Annotated in this window: 18 protein-coding genes; 13 read left to right on the plus strand and 5 right to left on the minus strand. The window is 36.9% G+C overall.

Going from position 1 to position 21289, the window contains the following annotated elements; translation table 11 throughout:
* Window positions 1-40: 40 nt before the first annotated feature.
* On the minus strand, window positions 41-1957 hold the full coding sequence (locus tag ACZ47B_RS00815; protein WP_464894782.1) for a nitrite/sulfite reductase: 1917 nt from the start codon (window positions 1955-1957) through the stop codon (window positions 41-43).
* A gap of 151 nt (window positions 1958-2108) precedes the next feature.
* Here ACZ47B_RS00815 and ACZ47B_RS00820 point away from each other — a divergent pair, with 151 nt between their 5' ends.
* On the plus strand, window positions 2109-2897 hold the full coding sequence (locus ACZ47B_RS00820) for a formate/nitrite transporter family protein (RefSeq protein ID WP_464894783.1): 789 nt from the start codon (window positions 2109-2111) through the stop codon (window positions 2895-2897).
* 32 nt (window positions 2898-2929) lie between these two features.
* Here the strand turns inward: ACZ47B_RS00820 and ACZ47B_RS00825 are convergent, their stop codons facing one another.
* The 3 genes from ACZ47B_RS00825 to ACZ47B_RS00835 are packed head-to-tail and all read right to left on the minus strand — an operon-like array spanning window position 2930 to window position 5446.
* The gene (locus ACZ47B_RS00825) at window positions 2930-3526 is read right to left on the minus strand and encodes a SpoIIAA family protein (RefSeq protein WP_464894784.1); all 597 of its coding nucleotides are present in this window, start codon (window positions 3524-3526) and stop codon (window positions 2930-2932) included.
* Complete coding sequence (locus tag ACZ47B_RS00830) at window positions 3523-4845, minus strand: APC family permease (protein ID WP_464894785.1); 1323 nt, start codon at window positions 4843-4845, stop codon at window positions 3523-3525. Before ACZ47B_RS00830 ends, ACZ47B_RS00825 begins: the two co-directional genes overlap by 4 nt.
* 40 nt (window positions 4846-4885) lie before the next feature.
* Window positions 4886-5446 (minus strand): HdeD family acid-resistance protein, encoded by a 561-nt coding sequence (locus ACZ47B_RS00835; RefSeq protein ID WP_464894786.1) that lies wholly within the window; start codon window positions 5444-5446, stop codon window positions 4886-4888.
* Between the two features lie 137 nt (window positions 5447-5583).
* Here ACZ47B_RS00835 and ACZ47B_RS00840 point away from each other — a divergent pair, with 137 nt between their 5' ends.
* Window positions 5584-6882 (plus strand): APC family permease, encoded by a 1299-nt coding sequence (locus tag ACZ47B_RS00840; RefSeq protein ID WP_464894787.1) that lies wholly within the window; start codon window positions 5584-5586, stop codon window positions 6880-6882.
* On the plus strand, window positions 6872-7405 hold the full coding sequence (locus ACZ47B_RS00845; protein ID WP_464894788.1) for a DedA family protein: 534 nt from the start codon (window positions 6872-6874) through the stop codon (window positions 7403-7405). The genes ACZ47B_RS00840 and ACZ47B_RS00845 overlap by 11 nt, the downstream gene beginning before the upstream one ends.
* 1 nt (window position 7406) lies before the next feature.
* Here ACZ47B_RS00845 and ACZ47B_RS00850 read toward each other — a convergent pair whose 3' ends face one another.
* Window positions 7407-8114 (minus strand): Crp/Fnr family transcriptional regulator, encoded by a 708-nt coding sequence (locus tag ACZ47B_RS00850; protein ID WP_464894789.1) that lies wholly within the window; start codon window positions 8112-8114, stop codon window positions 7407-7409.
* A gap of 200 nt (window positions 8115-8314) precedes the next feature.
* Here ACZ47B_RS00850 and ppsA point away from each other — a divergent pair, with 200 nt between their 5' ends.
* The 10 genes from ppsA to ACZ47B_RS00900 are packed head-to-tail and all read left to right on the plus strand — an operon-like array spanning window position 8315 to window position 21289.
* Window positions 8315-10729, plus strand: coding sequence for a phosphoenolpyruvate synthase (gene ppsA / locus ACZ47B_RS00855; RefSeq protein WP_464894790.1), 2415 nt, complete (start codon window positions 8315-8317; stop codon window positions 10727-10729).
* Window positions 10726-11637 carry an aldolase gene (locus ACZ47B_RS00860; protein ID WP_464894791.1) on the plus strand — a complete coding sequence of 304 codons (912 nt, stop codon included), beginning with the start codon at window positions 10726-10728 and terminating at the stop codon, window positions 11635-11637. Before ppsA ends, ACZ47B_RS00860 begins: the two co-directional genes overlap by 4 nt.
* On the plus strand, window positions 11637-13019 hold the full coding sequence (locus tag ACZ47B_RS00865; RefSeq protein ID WP_464894792.1) for a dihydrolipoyl dehydrogenase family protein: 1383 nt from the start codon (window positions 11637-11639) through the stop codon (window positions 13017-13019). The genes ACZ47B_RS00860 and ACZ47B_RS00865 overlap by 1 nt, the downstream gene beginning before the upstream one ends.
* Before the next feature lie 10 nt (window positions 13020-13029).
* Window positions 13030-14304, plus strand: coding sequence for a phosphopyruvate hydratase (gene eno / locus ACZ47B_RS00870; RefSeq protein ID WP_464894793.1), 1275 nt, complete (start codon window positions 13030-13032; stop codon window positions 14302-14304).
* Window positions 14305-14306: 2 nt separating this feature from the next.
* Window positions 14307-16433 carry an alpha-glucan family phosphorylase gene (gene glgP / locus ACZ47B_RS00875; RefSeq protein WP_464894794.1) on the plus strand — a complete coding sequence of 709 codons (2127 nt, stop codon included), beginning with the start codon at window positions 14307-14309 and terminating at the stop codon, window positions 16431-16433.
* On the plus strand, window positions 16430-17440 hold the full coding sequence (gene gap / locus ACZ47B_RS00880; RefSeq protein ID WP_464894795.1) for a type I glyceraldehyde-3-phosphate dehydrogenase: 1011 nt from the start codon (window positions 16430-16432) through the stop codon (window positions 17438-17440). Before glgP ends, gap begins: the two co-directional genes overlap by 4 nt.
* 2 nt (window positions 17441-17442) lie before the next feature.
* Window positions 17443-18141 carry a 2,3-bisphosphoglycerate-dependent phosphoglycerate mutase gene (locus ACZ47B_RS00885; protein ID WP_464894796.1) on the plus strand — a complete coding sequence of 233 codons (699 nt, stop codon included), beginning with the start codon at window positions 17443-17445 and terminating at the stop codon, window positions 18139-18141.
* A complete protein-coding gene (locus ACZ47B_RS00890; RefSeq protein ID WP_464894797.1) occupies window positions 18138-18374 on the plus strand; it encodes a hypothetical protein in 237 nt (78 codons plus the stop codon). Before ACZ47B_RS00885 ends, ACZ47B_RS00890 begins: the two co-directional genes overlap by 4 nt.
* Window positions 18375-18383: 9 nt before the next feature.
* Window positions 18384-20024 carry a phosphoglucomutase (alpha-D-glucose-1,6-bisphosphate-dependent) gene (gene pgm, locus ACZ47B_RS00895; RefSeq protein WP_464894798.1) on the plus strand — a complete coding sequence of 547 codons (1641 nt, stop codon included), beginning with the start codon at window positions 18384-18386 and terminating at the stop codon, window positions 20022-20024.
* Complete coding sequence (locus tag ACZ47B_RS00900; protein ID WP_464894799.1) at window positions 20021-21289, plus strand: glucose-6-phosphate isomerase; 1269 nt, start codon at window positions 20021-20023, stop codon at window positions 21287-21289. The genes pgm and ACZ47B_RS00900 overlap by 4 nt, the downstream gene beginning before the upstream one ends.

The raw sequence follows: 21289 nt of genomic DNA on the forward strand, positions 1-21289 counted from the left end.
AGATTTGACTGTATTATTAGTTTTTATGCACAAATACCTTTTAGTCCAAAATATCAAAGACCATCTGTTCAAAGTGAAATTCACTGAAAGTTTCAACTCTTTTTTCAACTCTTAGCATATCATTTATCATTTGTATAAACTCTTTATCATGCCCGTTTATATCTTTTAGCTCATTTAGTTTTGTAGGAAAAGCAGGTGTGAAGTGAGTGTAAATCTCATATGGTTCATATCCTGCTATATTTTTATATAAAACTCTACCTATCTCAAAGATTTCAAAGATTTCATTTTTTCCGGTTTTTATATTTTCTTTGAAGCCGATCTCAATATCAAGTCTCAAAACTCTAATGTAAGTTAAAAGCATAAGCATAAAGCCGATACCGGCTTTTGAGTAATTGTCTATGACTCTTGAGTAAAAATGCTCAAAACTCTCACCTTTGTTTCTCAACCTTTTATATTCTAACATCAATGACTCTACAAAGTGCTTGGCAAATCTTAATGGAATGGATTTTAAGATACTTTTTGCTATGGTTGCATCTCTTGTGTTTCTACCTCCTAAAAATATATGAACTCCATACTCATTTTGTCCGTTATATTTTGTTTTGCATCCCTCAAATCCCACATCACCTAAATCATGCAAACCGCACCCTTTTACGCAAGCTGACCAGTAAAGCCTTACTTTTGCATCATTTTCAAGAGGCACTTTCTCCTCAAGATATTTTGCAAGCTCTATAGCATCAGGTTTGTTTGGTATGACACCAAATTGACAATGCTCTAACCCGGCGCAAGCTATTAGGTGATTGGCATATGGTGAAGCCAGGCTTTTATATTTATTAAAGAATTTCTCTTTTAAAGCATCATTCAAACTCTCTTTTTTGATATTTAAAAGGTAGAGGTTTTGTTCTATGTCTATCCTGATATCTCCGCTTCCATATCTTTTACATACATTAGCAGCTTCTATCATATCACTTCCACTAAATACCCCTGCCATTACAACTGCATGCAAAGCAAAAGTCCCGTCTTTAAGTTGGCTTTTACCCTGATCGCTATCTATAGAATCCATCTTGGTTAAAGTAGTACCCGCAGTTTGAAAGTTTATGCCTGCTTCTTTTCTGATGGCATCAGTTATAGTATCCATACCGACACTTTCGATAAGAAAGTAAAATCTGTTTTTATTTCTATTGTCTCTAAAACCATACTTTACAAAAAGTTTCATGATGGCTTCATAGGCACTTAAAACTTCGCTCTCATTTTGTAAAAATATATCTGCACTTTGAGCGATTTTGCCGACTTTTCCACCAAGATAGAGGTTATATCCGTACAAACCGTCTTTTTGAGCAAGTACAAAACAGCAGTCATGACCGTAAGCATTGCATCTATTTGAGATAGAGCCTGTTATGGAAGTATTGAATTTTCTTGGAAGAGAACCTATAAAATCAGGATTTTTTAAAAATTTATCTTCTATCTTTTTGAGAAGATTATTTGAAGGTAGTACATTGTCATATCCCAAACTATCAACCGGATCAGCTACTATACCTCTAAAGTTATCAACTCCGGTTTGATAAGATGTCAAGCCGACACTCTCAAGCTTTTTTAGAATTGTCGGCAAATTCTCAACTCTTATATATCTAAGCTCTATCTGAGATCTGGTTGTAAAATCCATATAATCTTTACCAAAGTCTCTTGCTACCTCGCCGACTGCTATAGCTTGATCATAGTTTAACTGACCGCCTCTTACTCTTAGTCTCATCATAAATTGATTTGGAGTGGCAGGCTTATCAAATATACCAAAACATTTTAAAAAAAACCCTTTATCCTCTTTTGGGATACTTTCATAACCGTTTTTCGCATACTCTTCAAGTTTTTCATAAGCCTCTTGCGGATCTTTTAACTCTTTTATCTTTTCTATTTTATTTAATTTTGCACTTCTTTTGGTTTTAGCTTGTTCTAATAGTTTCATCATCATATCCTTTTATTGGTTGATGTGAAATTATATCAATAAAATTTTATAAAATAATCAAATAATTGATGAAAAATTAATCAATAAAATAGTCAATAAATATTTTTTACTTGCTATAATTTCATTAAATTTATTAATTTGAGGAGTTTAAATGAGTTATGTAAAACCTGAAGCTGTAGTGGATCAAATGATAACAGCAGGTACATATAAAGCAAGCCTTGGAGTAAAAGATTTACTTATAAGAGGTTCACTTTCAGGAGCACTTTTGGGATTTGCCACTACTTTGGCTATAACGGCGGCAGCCCAAACGCATACACCTATTGTCGGGGCTTTGATATTTCCCGTCGGATTTGTGATGATAGTTCTTTTAGGTCTCGAGTTGGTCACTGGAAGTTTTGCGCTTTTGCCTACATCTTTGGCAGAAGGTAAGATAAATTTTTCAAAGATGTTTGTAAATTGGAGTTGGGTGTTTGTTGGCAACCTTATAGGAAGTTTGATATATGCCATCCTTTTTTATGTGGCTATAACCAAAATGGGACATATAGATAGTTCACCTGTTATAAATATCATAAAAAAAGTTGCCGAAGCTAAGACTTTGGGTTATGAAAAACTTGGAGGCAGCGGTCTAATTGTAGTGTTTACAAAAGCGATACTTTGTAACTGGATGGTGACTTTGGGAGTTGTCATGGCACTGACCGCAACAACAACCATAGGAAAGATATTTGCTATGTGGCTTCCTATACTTACATTTTTTGCACAAGGGTTCGAGCACGCCGTGGTAAATATGTTTGTTATACCTGCCGGTATGATGCTTGGAGCAAATGTAAGCTTCAGTGATTGGTGGTTATGGAATGAAATCCCTGTAACTTTGGGAAATATATTTGGTGGGATGGTATTTACCGGTTTGGCACTGTATTTAACTCATAGAAAAGCAAAATAAGTTTAGTATACTAATGAGTCTTAAATGACTCATTAGTAATTGTCAAATTTGCCCTCTTGTATATCTTTTTTTATAAGATCAAGTTTTTCCTGCATGAAATTTAGCACTATATTTGCCGCTTCTTTGTCGTTGGCTTCGGGGATGTTGTAGTCTGATATTCTTATATTTTTTTTAAATATTTTTTCTACTTCCTTTTGGATATCCTCTTTTCTTTCATACAAGTCTTTGTGGACTATATCTTTTTCCTCATTTTTCAGCCACTCTAAGGCATTATTTATATCCTCAAAAAATTTCATATCCGAAATGAGGTAAAACCAGTTGCTTACCTTTACCATATATTCTTCCCATTTTTTATTGCCGACAAAAGCGATTTTGGTAAATTTGCCCATATGTGTGATGCCAAATTTCAAATCATCCCAAGCGGCTCTTGCTTCCCAACCTTCAAACTCTCTTGCGTCAAACAAGACTTTTATCTTGGGATGTTTTATGCCTTGTATCGCATTGTCCACCATGGGTACCATCAACTCATAATCTTCATGGGTTAGTTTTCCGACAGCTTTTAGTGTCAAAAGTACCTCGTCGCCGTTTTTTGTGACATTGACGCTAAGTCCGTGTTCTTTGTAGCTCATAATTTTCTCCTTGTATCGTCAAATAGATCTATTATCTGTTTGCTTATCGTTCTGTGTGTTGTTATCCTCAAGCCAAGTTCTATAAAAATCGCGAGAGCAAAAGCTCCCATCATATAGTATCCTATCTGTGGGTCATGTTTGTATGTATAAAAAAGCGTAAGAGCTATGATGCTAAAAATTGCTATGATGGATAATATAATTATAAAACTGTTAGCCCCGGTTTGTTTTATCTTTAAAAAATGGCCTATATGTGTAAAACCCTGGACTATCAAAACTACCAAAGTCGCTACGGTTGTGATTTCAGTTAAGTTAAAAAATATAATCATAGGTATGATTAGAAGAGTACTAACGATAAGTCCTTCGTTTGAGTGAAATATATTGTACTCATAAATCTTTGGAAGATTACCTTCTTTTGCCATGGTGTAGCCTATCTCAGTCGTTGCATACAGTGATGCGTTTATGGCTGAAGCAGTCGCCAAAAGTGCAGTAGCCGCTATGATCTTGAAGCCATACTCACCAAATACAGGCTTTGCCGCTTGGGCCAAAGCATAATCTTTTGTTTTTATAACTTCACTTAACGGTAGATTGCCAAGCACGGCAAGACTGACAAGTATATAAAGAATAGCTACCAAAGATATGGCTATGACCATTGCTTTTAGCATATTTTTAGCAGGATTTTTCATATCTTCTACCGTATTTGTTATGACACTAAATCCTTGATATGCAAAAAATGTCAAACCTATGGCAAAAAGCATATCTTTAACGGGTGGCATATCCTTTACACTTAAAAGGGTGGGGTTTATGTTAAAAAGTGCAGCTATGGTAAAAGCTACAAGGATAGTCAGCTTTATAACTACTATGAGATTTTCTGACTTTGCCACAAGGGAAGCTCCGATAAGGTTTATGATACCAAAAAGCACTACTATGCCTATAGCATATATATTGGTCCAAAACCCGGAGTAGCCATGCATGAAAGTTGCTGCATATACTCCAAATGATTTGGCAACTGCGGCTATGGCGATAAGACCTGAGATATAAAACAAAACCCCCATGGAACCGGAGAATACCCCCTCACCGTAACATTGCACCAAAAATTCCACTATACCGCCACGAGAAGGGTATCTAAGAGATAATTTCGCCAAAGAGTATCCGCTAAGAAGTGCAGCGATACCGCCAAATACAAAAGATATCCACACGATATTGCCCGCAATCGCTCCGGCTTGACCGATGATGATAAATATACCGGCCCCTACCATAGAGCCTATACCAAGCATCACTGCACTTGCGACTCCAAAAGCTTTTTTATCTTGTACACCCATTCACTCGTCCACCCATCTACTCATCTATCCATTCACCCATCTACTGTCCTATTTTCTTGATATTACTTCCCATAAAAAGTAGTGTAAAGCCGTCAAAAAAGAGACTGATGCCTACATATATACCTATAAGCCAAGCTTCTTCTGCGATAGATGGCCAAGAGATTAAAAATATAACACCAAGACCTATGGAAATGAAACCGTTAAGCGACCAAAGCCACCACCCTTTGTTAGGTCTCATGGATGAGCCAAGAGCAAATCCCGCAAAACCGTCAAGAAAAAAGTATATGGCAAAAAGTAGACCAACGGCAGCTATACCACTAACCGGATCGAACAGTACGAAAAGTCCGGTACCTACAAGTAAAAGAGTTTTAAGCCATCCAAGCCAATCCTCCTTGTTGCTTATAAATGTAAAGTAACCGGTGGAAATACCGGCAAATATCATGACCCATGCAACGAATGCAACTGTGACAAGCGATGCATACATAGGGTACACGAATGCTACTATACCCAATATTGTCATTATGATACCGGCAATTGTTGAGTATTTGCCAAATTTTGCTAGTATATCCTGTTCTTTTGGAAACGATTTAAAATCCCACATTTTTGACTCCTTTTGTCAATAAAATTTCTTGAGTGGAATTATACTCTAAAAAAGTAAACAAATAGTATCACTAAAGTGACAAAAAATCAATTAAAAAAATGGTATAATCATAAAAAGTTGTATTTGTAAGGAATAATATGAGAAGTATTGGAATTTTCGGTGCTATATCCATAGGTATAGGTGGAATGGTAGGTGGAGGGATATTCGCCGTTTTGGGTGAAGCTGTTTCTCTGGCTCATGGCGCAACTGCTGTTGCTTTTGCTATAGGAGGTTTGGTTGCATTGCTTACAACTTACTCTTATGTCAAACTCTCCTTAAAATATCAAAGCGAAGGAGGAACTGTCACTTTTATAGATAATGCTTTTAAAGACAATATTTTATCAGGAAGTTTGAACTTGATGATGTGGCTAAGCTACTTGGTTACTATATCTTTATATGCAACCGCGTTTGCATTTTACGGTGAGACATTTTTCTCCAAAGATTCGATACTTTTGCATCATATACTTATAAGTGTAGCTATCATCATTCCTGCTATTATCAATTTTATCAGTGCCTCGTTTGTCGGAAAGAGTGAAAGCGTGATAGTTTTTATAAAAGTTTCCATACTTATTTTGGTTATAGTCGCAGGATTTTTTTATATAGAACCATCGAGAATGAGTCCTGCAGATTGGTCTTCACCTATATCGATTATATCTGCTGCTATGATTATATTTGTTGCCTATGAGGGGTTTGAACTTATAGCAAATGCCAGTGAAGATATAAAAAACCCGGATAAAAATCTGCCTATCGCCTTTTATGCTTCTGTTATCATAGTTATAGCTCTTTATGTTTTGATAGCTATCATAACAGTCGGTGGTGTGCCTGAGGATAAATTGTTGCAAGCAAAAGATTATGCTCTTGCTATTGCAGCAGAGCCTTCTTTGGGGCACGTAGGATTTGTTCTTGTTGCCTCAGCGGCGCTTTTATCTACTTTTTCTGCCATTAATGCAACCATATATGGCAATGCAAGACTTGGTTATATCATAGCAAAAGAGGGAGATTTGCCAAAAGAATTGCAGTATGCAAAAAATAATGTTCCTTTAAATGGTGTGCTTTACACTACGATATTAAGTTTGATACTGGCAAATAGTATTAACTTAACCCAGATAGCTATCATAGGGAGTGCAAGTTTTTTACTTATATTTTTTCTTGTAAATATTTCTGCTTATAAACTTAAAGATGAGATAAAGGCCAATCCAAAAATTTTGATAACATCTATACTTTTAAGTTTTTTTGCATTATCCACCCTTTTATATCATACTTACACTTCAAATCCAAAAGCTATCATGATATTTATGGCCTTTATCATCATCTCTACTCTGTTTGAATTGATATATGGCAGATACGTTAGAGGGCAATTATTTAAGAGGAGTTACAAAAAGTATAATGATATATAACTTCTTAGAGCACTATTTTAACTACTATGTTCTTTTTGGATGGAGTATCTTGGAGGGTGAGGTTGGACTTGCCCTTGGAGGTACTTTTGCCAAAATAGGTCAAATGAACTTTTTATATGTTGTATTGACTGCGGTTTGTGGAGCATATATAAGCGATGTTACGGTATTTTTTATAGGTAGGTATTATAAAAACAAATCCGATATCTGGTTTAAAAATTATAGAGATAACATTGTAAAAATCAAATCACTTTTTAAAAAGTACGGCTCTTGGGTTATAGTTTTTGAGAGGTATATATATGGTTCGCATATCCCCTCGCTGTTGGTTGTAGGAGCTTCAGGATATTCGTGGATAAAGTTTCTTTTTTTGGATTTATTGGCGGTAACTTTATGGGCTTTGGTTTTTGTAACTTTGGGGTATCATTTTGGACACAGTATCATAGAGCTTATCAATCTCATATCCAAATATTTCAGTGTGATAGTGTTTTTTATCATTTTTATCATTATTGTGAAAAATACAGGGTAATTTAGCTTTTGAAAAAATCATCACATTTTTTTATAAGTTTCTCCAAGTCTTTTACAGCTAGATAACCTCTTTTATTGATAATGATATCCTCTTTTTTTAGTTTTTGGATTTGGGTTGTTATGACTGATCTTACCGAGCCTACCATTTCAGCTAAGGATTCATGTGAAAGTTTGCTTATGAGTTTAACAGGATGATGATCATTGTCATCTTGATGTGGTAAAGCATGTCTAAGTATAAGTTTTGAGAGTCTTGTTGCCGTATCGTCAAATACCATGGACTCCCCAAAATTTTCAAGCTCTCTTATCTTTTCTCCCAAATATGACAAAAATCTGGCATTTAAATCCTCATTTTTTTCTATAATTTCCCTCAAGTCGTTTATGGGGATTTTTATAGCTGTGGTATTTTCCATAGGCACAGGAAATACTATATGCTCCTTACCGTCAAGCAGAGTAAAAAAGTCATATATATCTCCATATTCAAGTATATATGTAGTGATACTTCTTCCGGTTTTAGGATCTACTTTTGTGATCTTTAAGTGTCCTCGCAAAATGATATAGGAGTATTTTAGGCTATCGGAATTATCTATGGATTGATTTTTTGTCCAAGTTGTGATTTGACAATTTATCATAATGGCATCAAGTATATCATCATTTGTATCTTCGAAAATATAACTTTTTTGTAAAATATTGAAAATCTCTCTTTTCTCCATTTATATCCTTTTGCAGAAAGAAATAGTCACAAGTTTAACATTTGTTAACTAAGAAACAAATTTAACCTTTGAATTTATGATAAAATTACATAAGTTACAAATAAAATTAGATAAAAAATTAAGTAATTTTTAAAAATTAAATCAATAGTAAACAGAATTTGGAGTATAATTTCAGTAGAGAAATAATTAAAGGATGTCAAATGAGTGAGTATATAAAATGGTTCAATGAGATAGGTATAGAAGATGTTCCTGAAGTCGGAGGCAAAAATGCTTCTTTGGGAGAGATGTATCAAAATTTAACAAGTGAAGGTGTTAGAGTGCCAAACGGGTTTGCCGTGACGGCTAGTGCTTATAGGTATATACTTGATTTTAATGATGCCTGGAAAAAACTTCACAAAGAGTTGGATGACTTGGATCCAAATAACTTAAAAGAGTTGCAAAAAAGAGGAAAGGCTTGCAGAGAAATTATCTGGGAGTGTGAATTGCCAAGTGATTTAAAAGATGAGATATTGCATGGTTATGAAAAATTAAAAGAAGAGTACGGAGATGATTTGTCCATGGCGGTAAGATCTTCTGCGACTGCGGAGGATTCGCCTGAGGCTTCTTTTGCTGGACAAAACGATACTTACTTAAATATCGAAACAGAAGATGAACTTCTTGATGCCTACAAAAGATGTCTTGCTTCAAACTTTACAGACCGCTCCATCCACTACAAATTTGACAATCATTTTGACTACTTTAAAGTATATCTTAGTGTGGTTGTCATGAAAATGGTCAGAAGTGACAAGGGTGCAAGCGGGGTGATGTTCAGTCTTGATACTGAGACAGGTTTTAGGGATGTTGTATTTATCAATGCTGCTTTGGGGCTTGGGGAAAATGTCGTACAAGGTACTATAGATCCAGATAGTTTTTATGTTCACAAACCGACTTTCAACAAAGGTTTTAGAGCGGTTTTAAAAAGAAGACTTGGTAGCAAAAAGTTAAAGATGATATTTACCGATAAGTTAAATACACAAAATATAGCCGTAGAATACACCAAAAATATCCCCACTACCGAAGAAGAGAGATCAAAATTTGCCATAAGTGATGATGATGTAATGGTGTTGGCTGATTATGCCATAAAAGTGGAAAATCACTACTCAAAAAAAGCCGGCTTTAGAAAACCAATGGATATGGAGTGGGCAAAAGACGGTATAGACGGCCATCTTTATATGGTGCAGGCTAGACCTGAGACCGTGCAGTCTCAAAAGAAAGGTACTATCTTAAAGATTTATCATCTTTTGGAGCGAGGCAAAGTACTTGTTAAAGGAAGAGCCGTAGGAACCAAGATAGGTGAGGGTGCTGTGCATGTGATAAAGGATGTAAAACATTTAAGCGATTTTAAAGCAGGTGAAGTTTTGGTAGCGGACACTACTACTCCTGATTGGGAACCTATCATGAAAACTGCTTCTGCGATTATAACTAACAAAGGCGGCAGGACATGCCACGCGGCAATAGTTAGTAGAGAGCTTGGTATCCCTGCAGTCGTAGGTTGCGATGATGCTACGGAAGTTTTAAAAGACAGGACTATGGTAACTGTTAGTTGTGCCGAGGGTGAAACAGGCTATGTTTACGAGGGCAAAATGCGATACAAGATAGATAAAACTGACTTAAGCACACTTCCTACACCAAAAACAGAAGTGATGATGAACCTTGGTAATCCTGACCAAGCTTTTAGCTTAAGTTCACTGCCTGTTCAAGGTATAGGTTTGGCAAGGATGGAGTTTATCATAAACGAATACATCAAAGCTCACCCGATGGCACTAAGACATCCTGATAAGGTTGATGATGAAACAAGAAAAAAACTCGATGAGCTAAGCCAAGCTTATGAGAATTATGAAGAATTTTTTGTAAAAACTCTTAGCGAGGGTGTAGCTACCATAGCATCTTGTGTATATCCAAACACTTGTGTAGTTAGGATGAGTGACTTCAAATCAAACGAATATGCGACTTTACTTGGAGGTAAATTTTTTGAGCCCAAAGAGGATAACCCTATGATAGGTTTCAGAGGTGCGGCAAGATACTCCCATCCTGCTTACGAAGACGGTTTTGCGTTGGAGTGTAAAGCCATGAAAAGAGTAAGGGATGAGATGGGTTTTGATAATGTCATACTTATGATACCATTTTGTAGAAGAGTGGGTGAGGGCGAGAAAGTGTTACAGACTATGGCAAAATATGGTCTCAAAAAAGGTGAAAATGGCTTAAAGATATATGTAATGTGCGAAATACCGAATAATGTCATACAAATTGATGAATTTAGCAAGATTTATGACGGTTTTAGCATAGGAAGCAATGATCTGACCCAACTAACTCTCGGGGTTGACAGAGATAGTGAGATAGTTGCGTTTGATTATGATGAAAGAGATCCTGGGGTCATGAAAATGATAGAGCTTGCGGTCAAAGGATGCCAAAGAAATCAAAGACACAGCGGCATCTGCGGTCAAGCACCCTCAGACTATCCAGAAGTTGCAGAGTATCTTGTAAAACTTGGCATAGACTCCATCAGTTTAAATCCAGATAGTGTCTTAAAGACCATAGAGCATATAGATAAGATTGAAAAGGAGATGGAAAAATGAAATTGACAGATTATCTTCCGGCTGATGTTCCGGTAAAAAAAGAGAAAGAGTTTTTGAAAAATTTTAAAAAAGCAACAGGTGGAAGCGGTAGGCTTATGCTATTTGCCGGAGATCAAAAAGTTGAACACTTGAACAATGACTTTTACGGTAAAGGTATACCCAAAGAAGATAACGATCCGGAGCATCTTTTTAAAATAGCTTCAAAGGCAAAGATAGGAGTATTCGCTACCCAATTTGGGCTTATAAGCAGGTATGCAAGGGATTATGAGGATATATCCTATCTAGTAAAGTTAAACTCCAAAACCAATCTCATACCTTATAGTGACAAAGACCCATACTCAAAACAGTGGCTTGGCGTGGATGAGATAATCAAGTTTAAAAAAGAGAGCAAATTAAATATACTTGGTGTGGGATATACTGTATATCTTGGAAGTGAGTATGAACATAATATGTTAAAAGAAGCTGCCGAGATAATCCATCAAGCTCATCAAAATGGACTTATTGCCGTACTTTGGATATATCCTAAAGGAAATTATGTAAAAGATGAGCATGATGGACATCTTATAGCCGGAGCTGCCGGAGTAGGAGCATGTTTGGGAGCTGATTTTATAAAGCTTAAAGTCCCTTATGAGAATGGCAAATTCAAACCCGAACTTTTAAAAGAGGTAACAACCGCGGCAGGCAGAAGCGGTGTGCTTTGTGAGGGTGGAAACAAGATAGACGAAAAAGAGTTTTTAGATGAGCTTTATGCACAAATCCATACAGGAAAAAGCAGAGGCAACGGAACAGGAAGAAATATCCATCAAAGAGAGTTAAAAGAAGCTGTTAAAATGGCAAATGCTATATTTGCCATAACGGTAGAGAATAAAACAGTAAAAGAAGCTTTAAAAATTTTAAAGGATAAGTGATGCAGTACGATTTGGTTGTGATTGGAGCGGGACCTGCCGGGACTCCGGCGGCAACGGCGGCCTCAATGTTTGGGAAAAAAGTGTTGCTTGTAGACAAAAGAGAAAGACCGGGTGGTGAGTGTCTGTTTGAAGGGTGTATTCCGTCAAAAGTTTTGGAAAATGCGGCAAACAGATATAAAATGCTAAAAGATGCTTCCAAATTTCATGTAGCACTTAAAAGTGAGCCTCAGATACACTGGGAAGAAGTTTTAAAAGATAAAGAAGCGATCTTAAAAAGAAGAAGCGAAGCGGTTTTTATACAAATGGATAAGAATCCTAACTTAGAGTATGTACAGGGTGAGGCAAAGTTCGAGGATGAGCATACTTTAAATGTAGGTGGCAAAAATATAAGCTTTCAAAAGGCTCTCATAGCAACAGGCGGCAAAGTAAACTTACCTCCTTTTAAAGGAAACGGGGTCGATAAAGCTTGGACAAACAGAGATGTCTTTTTTGAAAAAGAGTTACCAAAAGAGATACTCTTTATAGGTGCCGGAGCTATAAGCTGTGAGTTAGCAGGGATGTTCAACGAGCTTGGTGTAAAAACACATATTCTTGAAAGAGGAGAGAGAATCCTAAAAAGAGTTGATGAAGATGCCGCACTTGCGGTACAAGAAAGGATGATGGAAAACGGGGTCACAATGGACTTTAATGTCGATATAGAAAGTATTGATTTTGAAAATGAGAAATTTAGTGTCAAATTCAAACAAGAAGGTAAAGAAAAAGCCATAACTTCACAAAGAGTCCTTTTAGCAACCGGAAGAGTGGCAAATGTGGATGGATTGAACCTTGAGAGTGCGGGTGTAGAGTATGACAGACACGGAGTAAAAGTAGATAAAACCCTAAAAACCACAAAAGAACATATATATGCTTGCGGGGATTGCATCAATGCACCCAAATTTGCTCATACCGCATCGTATGAAGCGAGTATAGTTGTACACAACATGTATGCTCCTCATCCACATTTTGTGGATTTTAGTAAAAACTCATGGGTGCTTTTCACTTCTCCCCAGATAGCATCGGTCGGTATCAGTGAAGTTGAAGCCAAAAAAGAGGGATTGGAAGTTGATATAGAAAAATATGATTACAAGATAGATGCAAAAGCTCAAATCGATAAAGAAGAGCTTGGTTTCTTAAAGTTTATAATGGATAAACAAGGTATAATTATAGGCATAGAGATACTAAGTGAAGATGCCGCTTCATTGATAGGAGAAGCCTCTTTGATGGTTGCAAAGAAGATGAGCGTGATGGATTTACTGGGTGTCATACATCCTCATCCGACTTTGACGGAGAGTTTTGGCAAATTAGCTCAGCAGGTATTTTTTAAAATGATGATGAAACGATAAGGAGAAGATCATGGGCAGTAAAATCAAAAGTATAAGAGGTTTGGAGATACTTGACAGCAGAGGAAATCCTACTGTTAGAGTCTTTATGGAGCTCGAGGATGGAACGAAAGTAAGATCATCCGTTCCAAGCGGAGCAAGTACCGGAGAGTATGAAGCTTGTGAACTTAGAGATGAAGATAAGACAAGATACGGCGGCAAAGGAGTTTTAAGGGCGGTTGAAAATGTCAACGAGATCATAGCTCCCGCTTTAAAAGGCATGGATGCAACAAATCAGCTTGAGATAGATAAAAGATTGATAGAGCTTGACGGTACCGCAAACAAAGAAAAACTTGGAGCGAATGCCATACTTGGAGTTTCCATGGCTGCTGTAAAAGCGGCTGCTGTTAGTCATGATCTTGAGATATATGAATACCTCGGAGGCTCAAACGCCAACAGAATCCCGGTTCCTTGTATGAATATCCTAAACGGAGGAGAGCATGCCGATAACAGTGTGGATATACAAGAGTTCATGGCGGTACCTTTTGGAGCACCGACTTTCAAAGAGGGTTTGAGATATGTGGCTGAGACTTTTCATACTTTAAAAAAGATCCTAAAGATAAGAGGCTTGGCAACTTCAGTCGGAGACGAGGGTGGTTTTGCACCAAATTTAAAAAGTAACGAAGAAGCCATAGAGATCATTATAGAAGCCATAGAAAAAGCAGGCTATAAACCGGGAGTCGATATATCCATAGCGCTTGACAGTGCGGCTACATCTTTTGCCATAGGAAAGAAAGACAATTATGATTTGAAGTGGTCAGGGCTTGGTAAAAAAAGCAGTGATGATCTCATAGAGATGGCAAAAGAGTGGATTAAAAAGTATCCTATCATTTTATGGGAAGATCCTTTGGCTGAAGAGGATTGGGCCGGATTCAAAAAATTTACCAAAGAATTAGGTGATAAGATAGAAGTGGTAGGTGATGATATATTTGTAACCAATACCAAGTTTATCGAAAGAGGTATCAAAGAACACACCGCAAACGCTTCACTTATAAAACTAAACCAAATCGGGACAGTAAGTGAAACCATAGATGCGGTAAGACTTTGTTATGAACACAACTGGAGAGCTTTTGTTTCTCACAGATCAGGTGAAACTTGTGACACATTTTTAGCAGATTTTACGGTAGCTATGGGTACGGGACACTTAAAAACCGGCTCAGCTTCAAGAAGTGAGAGGCTTGCAAAATACAACAGGCTTCTTGAGATAGAAGACAAGCTCGGTGACAGAGCTAAATACTACTGGAAATAAAGATGTTAGGCAAAGACCCTTCAAAAAATATAGCCCTTCCGAAACTTCCAAAAGAGATAGAGGGACTTGAAAAAATATCACTAAACATTTGGTGGACATGGAACCCAAGGGGAAAAGATCTTTTTAGACTTATAAGTCCGTATCTATGGAAAGAAAGCGGTCACAATCCCATAAAACTTTTAAAAAGTTTGAGTGAAAATGACCTTCAATCCCTGGTTAAAAGTAGGCATTTTATGAAAGAGTATAAGTTCGTTCTCGCTCTTTTTGAAAGTTATATGAGTGAAGTCAAAGAGGAAAAATCTTTGCCTGTTGCATACTTTTGCGCGGAGTACGGTTTGCATCACTCCGTTCCCATATACTCGGGCGGTTTGGGATTTTTAGCGGGAGACATACTAAAAGAGTCAAGCGATATGAATATCCCGATGGTCGGTATAGGTTTTATGTATCCAAAAGGTTATATAAGACAAGTTATAGGAAGTGACGGTTGGCAAAACGGGACAAACGAAACGATAGATAAGGATATAGCTCCTATAGAAAGGGTTTTGGATAAAAACGGTGATCATTTTACCATACAAGTACCTTTTATAGACCCGCCTATTTTTGCTTCGGTTTGGAAGATAAATGTTGGAAGAGTTACGTTGTATCTGCTTGATACTGATATAGATAAAAATGATCCGTGGGATAGGCAGATAAGTTCACATTTGTATGTCCCAGATCTTAATCAACGACTTAGACAACAGATAGTTCTTGGCATCGGTGGATATAAAGTGCTTGAAGAGTTGGGGGTTGAGTACTCTATACTTCACTTAAACGAAGGACATCCGGCATTTGCTCTTTTTGAAAGAGTAAGAAGCTTCATGGAAAAAGATAATATGAGTTTTAAAGATGCTTTGCAAAAAGTAAGAGAAAGCTCCATATTTACAACACATACACCTTTGCAAGCTGCAACGGATGTGTACGGTTTTGATATGATGAGTAACTATTTTGCAGACTATTGGAAGAGACTTGGAATTTCAAAAGAGGATTTTTTAAATCTCGGTATCAATCCCGATGCTCCAAACAGCGGTTTTAACATGACGGTGTTCGGACTTAAAATGTGCGAGCATAGAAATGCCGTAAGCAAAAAGCACTCAGAAGTTACAAAGGAAATATGGAAAAATGTTTTTTCAAAAGATACTAAAGACGATGTGCCTATCGATTATGTTACAAACGGGGTTCATCTACCGACTTGGATAGGCGATGAGCTTTTTGATAATCTGGATAAGATTTTTTCCGAGGATTGGCTTAATTTGCAGGACAATCCAGACATTTGGGAAAAGATATATGACATAGACGATCAAACTTTTTGGGATATACATTATGCCAATAAAGTGAGGATGGTAAACTTCATAAGAGAAAGAGTTAGGCAAAAATGGTCAAATGAAGGCATAGACCCACTCGTGGCAATGGCTGAAGGAGTTATGCTTGATCCAGATATTTTAACTATAGGTTTTGCAAGAAGAATGACAAGCTATAAAAGACCCGACTTGATTTTAAAAGATTTGAACACTTTGGAAAAAATCCTGTGTGATAGTGAAAAACCGGTCCAGATCATCTTTGCCGGAAAAGCTCACCCTTCAGATAATCCCGGTAAAAAAATGATACAAAATATTTTTAAGGTAGCACAAAATCCGAGATTTAAAGGAAGGATAGCTTTTGTGGAGGATTATGGCGAAGAAGTCGCCAAATATCTTGTAAAAGGGGTAGATGTATGGCTCAATAATCCACGGATTCCTCTTGAAGCATGCGGCACGAGCGGGATGAAAGCCGCCGTAAACGGTACTTTGCATTTTTCCGCGATGGATGGATGGTGGATAGAGGGATATAACCAAAAAAACGGATGGAGCATAGGGGGCGATGTGTCTAACGATGAAGCTGATGCTAAATCGATCTATGATACTTTGACAAATGAGATCATACCTCTTTTTTACGGATTTAATGATGAGGGCATATCGCCTTTGTGGATAAAAAAGATGAAAGAGTCGATTTTAAGTATCGCACCCAAATTTAGCGCAAGAAGAATGATGAATGAATATCTTGAAAAATTCTACTTACCGATAGGAAATAAAACCAAGGAGGTTATAAAATGAAAAGAGTAGCTATAAACGGACTTGGAAGGATAGGTAACCAAGTCTTAAGACACTATATGGCAAATTTGCCAAAAAATTGTGAGATAGTTGCGGCAAACACTTCAAGTGTGGAAGATGCCGCTTATCTTTTGAAGTATGATTCGGTTCACGGAAGAGCGGATTTCGATATAAAAACCGAGGGAAATGAAAAGCTTACCATAGACGGTAAAGAGATCACCATAGTAAGTTCACACAATGCTTTGGAGCTTCCGTGGAAAGAACTTGATATAGATATAGTTTTGGAGTGTACGGGTCACTATACCGACGGCAACTTGGCAAAGCAACATTTACAGGCGGGAGCGAAAAAAGTCATCATCTCGGCTCCCAGTAAAAATATAGATAAAACCATAGTTCTAGGGGTAAATCAAAACGAATACGATCCAAAAAATCATTATCTTTTATCAAACGCATCCTGTACCACCAACTCATTAGCACCTGCTATGAAGGTTTTAGAAGAGAACTTTGGAGTGAAAAATGCGATGATAACTACAACTCATGCATATACTTCAACTCAGACTACAGTAGATAAAAGAGCTAAAAAAAGAAGAAGAGGAAGAGCGGCGGCTGTAAACATCATCCCCACTACAACAGGAGCAGCGATAGCAACTACGGAAGTCATACCCGCACTAAAAGGCAAGATGGAAGCCATGGCACTAAGAGTACCTGTACCAGATGGCGCAATAACCGAGATAGTAGCTCTCTTGAATAAAACCGTAACGGTAGATGAAGTAAATGAAGCGTTTAAAAAAGCGTCACAAGGTGAGCTAAAAGGGATACTTGAAATCACTATGGATGAAGTGGTATCAAGTGATATCCTGGGCAATCTACACTCAAGCATCATCGACGGATTATCGACTTCGGTGGTAGGAGATAGAATGGTGAAAGTTTTGGCTTGGTATGATAATGAGTACGGATATTCGCAAAGACTACTTGAGCTTGCCGATTTCGTAGCTTCGAAAATGGAGTAAAAATGTCAAAGCTTATCCTTGTAAGACATGGTGAAAGTGTCTATAACAAACAAAATATATTTACCGGCTGGACTGATGTGGAGTTAAGCAAAGAAGGTAGAAAAGAAGCTAAAAATGCCGGGAAGCTTTTAAAAGAAAACTCTTTATATCCGGATGTCGCTTTTACTTCATGGCTCAAAAGGGCTATCCATACCACACAAATTCTTTTAAAGCAGATGGAGTGGGAACATATAGATATATATAAAAGTTGGAAATTAAATGAAAGACACTACGGAGCCTGGCAGGGAAAAGATAAAGACTTGATAAAAAAAGAGGTGGGGGATGAGATATTTTTAAGTATTAGAAGGGGATATGATACCCCGCCCCCTCCTTTGGAGGATGGAGACAATAGACTGCCGGAGTTTGAGAGGAAGTATAAAACCGTCGACAAATCCATACTGCCAAGAAGCGAATCGCTAAAAGATACGAAAGAAAGAGTGATAAATTACTATTATGAAAAGATAGTTCCCTTTTTGGCCAAAAACCATACCGTTCTTGTAAGTGCACATGGAAATTCTCTAAGGTCGCTTGTAATGCAGATAGAAAAAATGGATAAAAACGAGATAGTTAAGTTTGAAATTCCAACGGGTGAAGTTATAGTTTATGAATTTAATGAAACTCTTGATATAATTGGAAAAGATATTTTAAGGAATAAAAATTGACTCATAAAAAACATAAGAAAAAGTTTTCATGGAAAAGATATATAAAGATCTTTTTGACATATTTTGTACTTTTTGTCGCTCTACTTGGAATGGTGGACTACTACGCTGATATGGTGTATAACTTTTTATATTTTATCATCATAGCCGCTCTCATAGCCGTACCTATAGCATGGATACATGTAAAAAGTGGCAAAAGAGACCATGTCGATGAGGTTGCCAACGAGATTTTTTAAAGGATTAAAATGTTAAGTAAAATGGCTGGAAAACCGGTGCCAAGGGATATGCTTGAGGATATCCCCTTTTTGATAAGTGTATATTTTGCTCTTAAGCCAAATCCTGATGTAAAAGCCCAGACGGTATCTTTTGGAACTTCGGGTCACAGAGGAAACGCCTACAAAAAAAGCTTCAATGAAGATCATGTAAAAGCCATATCTCAGGCAATTTGCGAATATAGAAAAAAAGAGGACATAGATGGGATTTTGTATCTTGGAAAAGATACTCACGCTCTCTCGACTCCGGCTCAAATGACTGCTTTGGAAGTATTTGCGGCAAATGAAGTAGAAGTTGCCATCGCTAAAGATAACGGCTACACTCCGACTCCTCTTGTATCTTTTGCAATCTTGGAAGAAAATAAAAAAAATAGTAAAAAAAGTGACGGAGTGGTGATAACCCCTTCACACAATCCCCCAAGTGACGGTGGGTACAAGTACAATCCGCCAAACGGTGGTCCTGCTGATACGGATATAACTTCCAAGATACAAAACAGAGCGAATGAAATTTTAAAAAATTCACTTAAAGATGTAAAGAGTATCTCTTATGAAGAAGCCATAAATTCAAAATATATAAAAGAGTATGACTTTATAACTCCTTATGTAAACTCACTCTCAAGTATCATAGATATGGATGCTATAAAACAAGCCAATCTTAAAATAGGTGCAAATCCTCTTGGCGGGACTGCTCTTGGAGTTTATAAAAAAATCAAAGAAATATATGGGCTGGATATGGATATCATAGATCCTTATGTTGATCCTACATTCTCTTTTATGCACTTAGACCATGACGGAAAAATTAGGATGGATTGCTCTTCGCCTTATGCGATGAGAGGTCTAGTGGATTTGAAAGATAAGTACGATATAGCTTTTGGCAATGATGTGGATGCTGATAGACACGGCATAGTAACTCCAAAAGGCGGTCTTTTAAACCCAAATCACTATCTAAGTGTAGCCATATGGTATCTTTTTAAACATAGAGAGTGGGATAAGAGCCTGAAAGTCGGAAAAACTCTGGTGTCAAGCTCTATGATAGACAGAGTAGCAGCATCTTTGGATAGAAAAGTATATGAAGTGCCTGTAGGTTTTAAATGGTTCAGCGAAGGGCTGTTTGACGGTAAGCTTGGTTTTGGTGGTGAAGAGAGTGCCGGAGCTAGCTTTCTAAGGTTTGACGGAAGCGTTTGGACTACCGATAAGGACGGCATTATACTGACTCTTTTATCTGCTGAAATTTTGGCAAAAACAAAAAAAGATCTTAGTGACATTTATGACGATCTTGAAAAGGAGTTTGGAAGGTCATACTATGAGAGGATCGATGCTCCCGCTTCAAAGAAACAAAAAGAGATACTTAAAAATCTTGAACCTGAAGATATACAAGAAAAAACTTTAGGTAATGAGGAGATAGAGCATATATACACCAAAGCCAGTGGGAACGGTGCTGATATCGGGGGATTGAAGATAGTTGCAAAAAGTGGATGGATCGCTTTAAGACCTTCAGGAACAGAGGATATATACAAGATTTACGCCGAGAGTTTTATATCCAAAGAGCATTTGAAAAGTTTACAAAGTGAGGCACAAGAGATAATAGAAAAAATATTTAAGGATAAGTTATGATAGAGTTTGAAAAATACTTTGAAGTAGATTTGGATAATGATGCAGATAAAAACATAATGAATGCTTTTGGCTCTTTGGTATATGAAAAAGAGAGAGGAGTGAGTGGATACTACAATCTTCCTTATGATTCTATCAATCTTTTAAAAGAAGTCGAGAATTTCATGGTCAACGAAGACGGGGTCTATAAAAGTGCAAAAAATATAGTGGTTATAGGTATAGGTGGCTCATCCTTGGGAACAAAAGCGATCCACTCAATGCTAAGACACAAATACAAAAATATAAAAAATATGCTATTTTTAGAAAATCCTGACCCCATTACCATATCAAATGGTTTATCAGGTATAAAAAAGGAAGATTCGATATTTGTTGTCGTTTCAAAATCAGGTGGAACGGTTGAGACTATGTCTATATTTAAAACCGTGATATCTTTTTTTGATATTGATTTGATGACAGTAGATAAAAAAAGAGTTATAGCCATAAGTGATGAAGGCTCCCCTCTTTGCAGGTTTGCAGACAGCTATGAACTAAAGGCTTTTACGATTCCAAGTAATGTCGGAGGGAGATTTTCCGTATTGAGTGCCGTTGGCGTCGTTCCTTTGGCATTGGCAGGATATGATGTAAAAGATATACTTGAAGGTGCAAAAAAATTTATGGAGAGTTTTTTTGATACAAATGAAGAGCATATAGCCTTAAAAGCTTTTTTTCAAGTTGAAAATTACAAAAGATATCCTATAAATATACTTTTTTCATATGCTGATTTTATGGAGGATTTTACCAAATGGTTTGTGCAGCTTTGGGCTGAATCACTTGGAAAGATAGATAAGAGCGGCAAACATGTCGGACTTACACCCGTAGGACATATAGGCTCGGTCGATCAGCACTCTTTTTTGCAACTTATCATGCAAGGTCCCAAAGACAAGACAGTCACTTTTATAAAGATAAAGGATTTTGAAAATGATTTGATGATACCTAATATATCGCTTGGTAATTTGGAGAAAACAGACTTCGTCAACGCTCACAGTTTCAATGAGTTGATCAATGCAGAATGTGATGCTACAAAAGAGAGTATAATCGCCCAGAATATCCCGGTTGATTTGATAACTCTTGATAAGTTAAGCGAAACAAATATCGGTGCACTTATAATGTACTTTGAACTTTTAACTTCATATGCCGGCGCACTTTTTGATATAAACACTTACGATCAGCCCGGAGTGGAGTTTGGTAAAAAGATACTTGTAAAAAAATTTGAAGGAAATGATAAATAA

It is taken from the genome of Thiofractor thiocamini, from assembly GCF_055384375.1.

Excerpts from the sequence above, each read along its gene's own strand:
- ACZ47B_RS00815 (WP_464894782.1), bottom strand. The coding sequence starts at position 1,957 with ATGAAACTATTAGAACAAGCTAAAACCAAAAGAAGTGCAAAATTAAAT.
- ACZ47B_RS00820 (WP_464894783.1), top strand. The coding sequence starts at position 2,109 with ATGAGTTATGTAAAACCTGAAGCTGTAGTGGATCAAATGATAACAGCA.
- ACZ47B_RS00825 (WP_464894784.1), bottom strand. The coding sequence starts at position 3,526 with ATGAGCTACAAAGAACACGGACTTAGCGTCAATGTCACAAAAAACGGC.
- ACZ47B_RS00830 (WP_464894785.1), bottom strand. The coding sequence starts at position 4,845 with ATGGGTGTACAAGATAAAAAAGCTTTTGGAGTCGCAAGTGCAGTGATG.
- ACZ47B_RS00835 (WP_464894786.1), bottom strand. The coding sequence starts at position 5,446 with ATGTGGGATTTTAAATCGTTTCCAAAAGAACAGGATATACTAGCAAAA.
- ACZ47B_RS00840 (WP_464894787.1), top strand. The coding sequence starts at position 5,584 with ATGAGAAGTATTGGAATTTTCGGTGCTATATCCATAGGTATAGGTGGA.
- ACZ47B_RS00845 (WP_464894788.1), top strand. The coding sequence starts at position 6,872 with ATGATATATAACTTCTTAGAGCACTATTTTAACTACTATGTTCTTTTT.
- ACZ47B_RS00850 (WP_464894789.1), bottom strand. The coding sequence starts at position 8,114 with ATGGAGAAAAGAGAGATTTTCAATATTTTACAAAAAAGTTATATTTTC.
- ppsA (WP_464894790.1), top strand. The coding sequence starts at position 8,315 with ATGAGTGAGTATATAAAATGGTTCAATGAGATAGGTATAGAAGATGTT.
- ACZ47B_RS00860 (WP_464894791.1), top strand. The coding sequence starts at position 10,726 with ATGAAATTGACAGATTATCTTCCGGCTGATGTTCCGGTAAAAAAAGAG.
- ACZ47B_RS00865 (WP_464894792.1), top strand. The coding sequence starts at position 11,637 with ATGCAGTACGATTTGGTTGTGATTGGAGCGGGACCTGCCGGGACTCCG.
- eno (WP_464894793.1), top strand. The coding sequence starts at position 13,030 with ATGGGCAGTAAAATCAAAAGTATAAGAGGTTTGGAGATACTTGACAGC.
- glgP (WP_464894794.1), top strand. The coding sequence starts at position 14,307 with ATGTTAGGCAAAGACCCTTCAAAAAATATAGCCCTTCCGAAACTTCCA.
- gap (WP_464894795.1), top strand. The coding sequence starts at position 16,430 with ATGAAAAGAGTAGCTATAAACGGACTTGGAAGGATAGGTAACCAAGTC.
- ACZ47B_RS00885 (WP_464894796.1), top strand. The coding sequence starts at position 17,443 with ATGTCAAAGCTTATCCTTGTAAGACATGGTGAAAGTGTCTATAACAAA.
- pgm (WP_464894798.1), top strand. The coding sequence starts at position 18,384 with ATGTTAAGTAAAATGGCTGGAAAACCGGTGCCAAGGGATATGCTTGAG.
- ACZ47B_RS00900 (WP_464894799.1), top strand. The coding sequence starts at position 20,021 with ATGATAGAGTTTGAAAAATACTTTGAAGTAGATTTGGATAATGATGCA.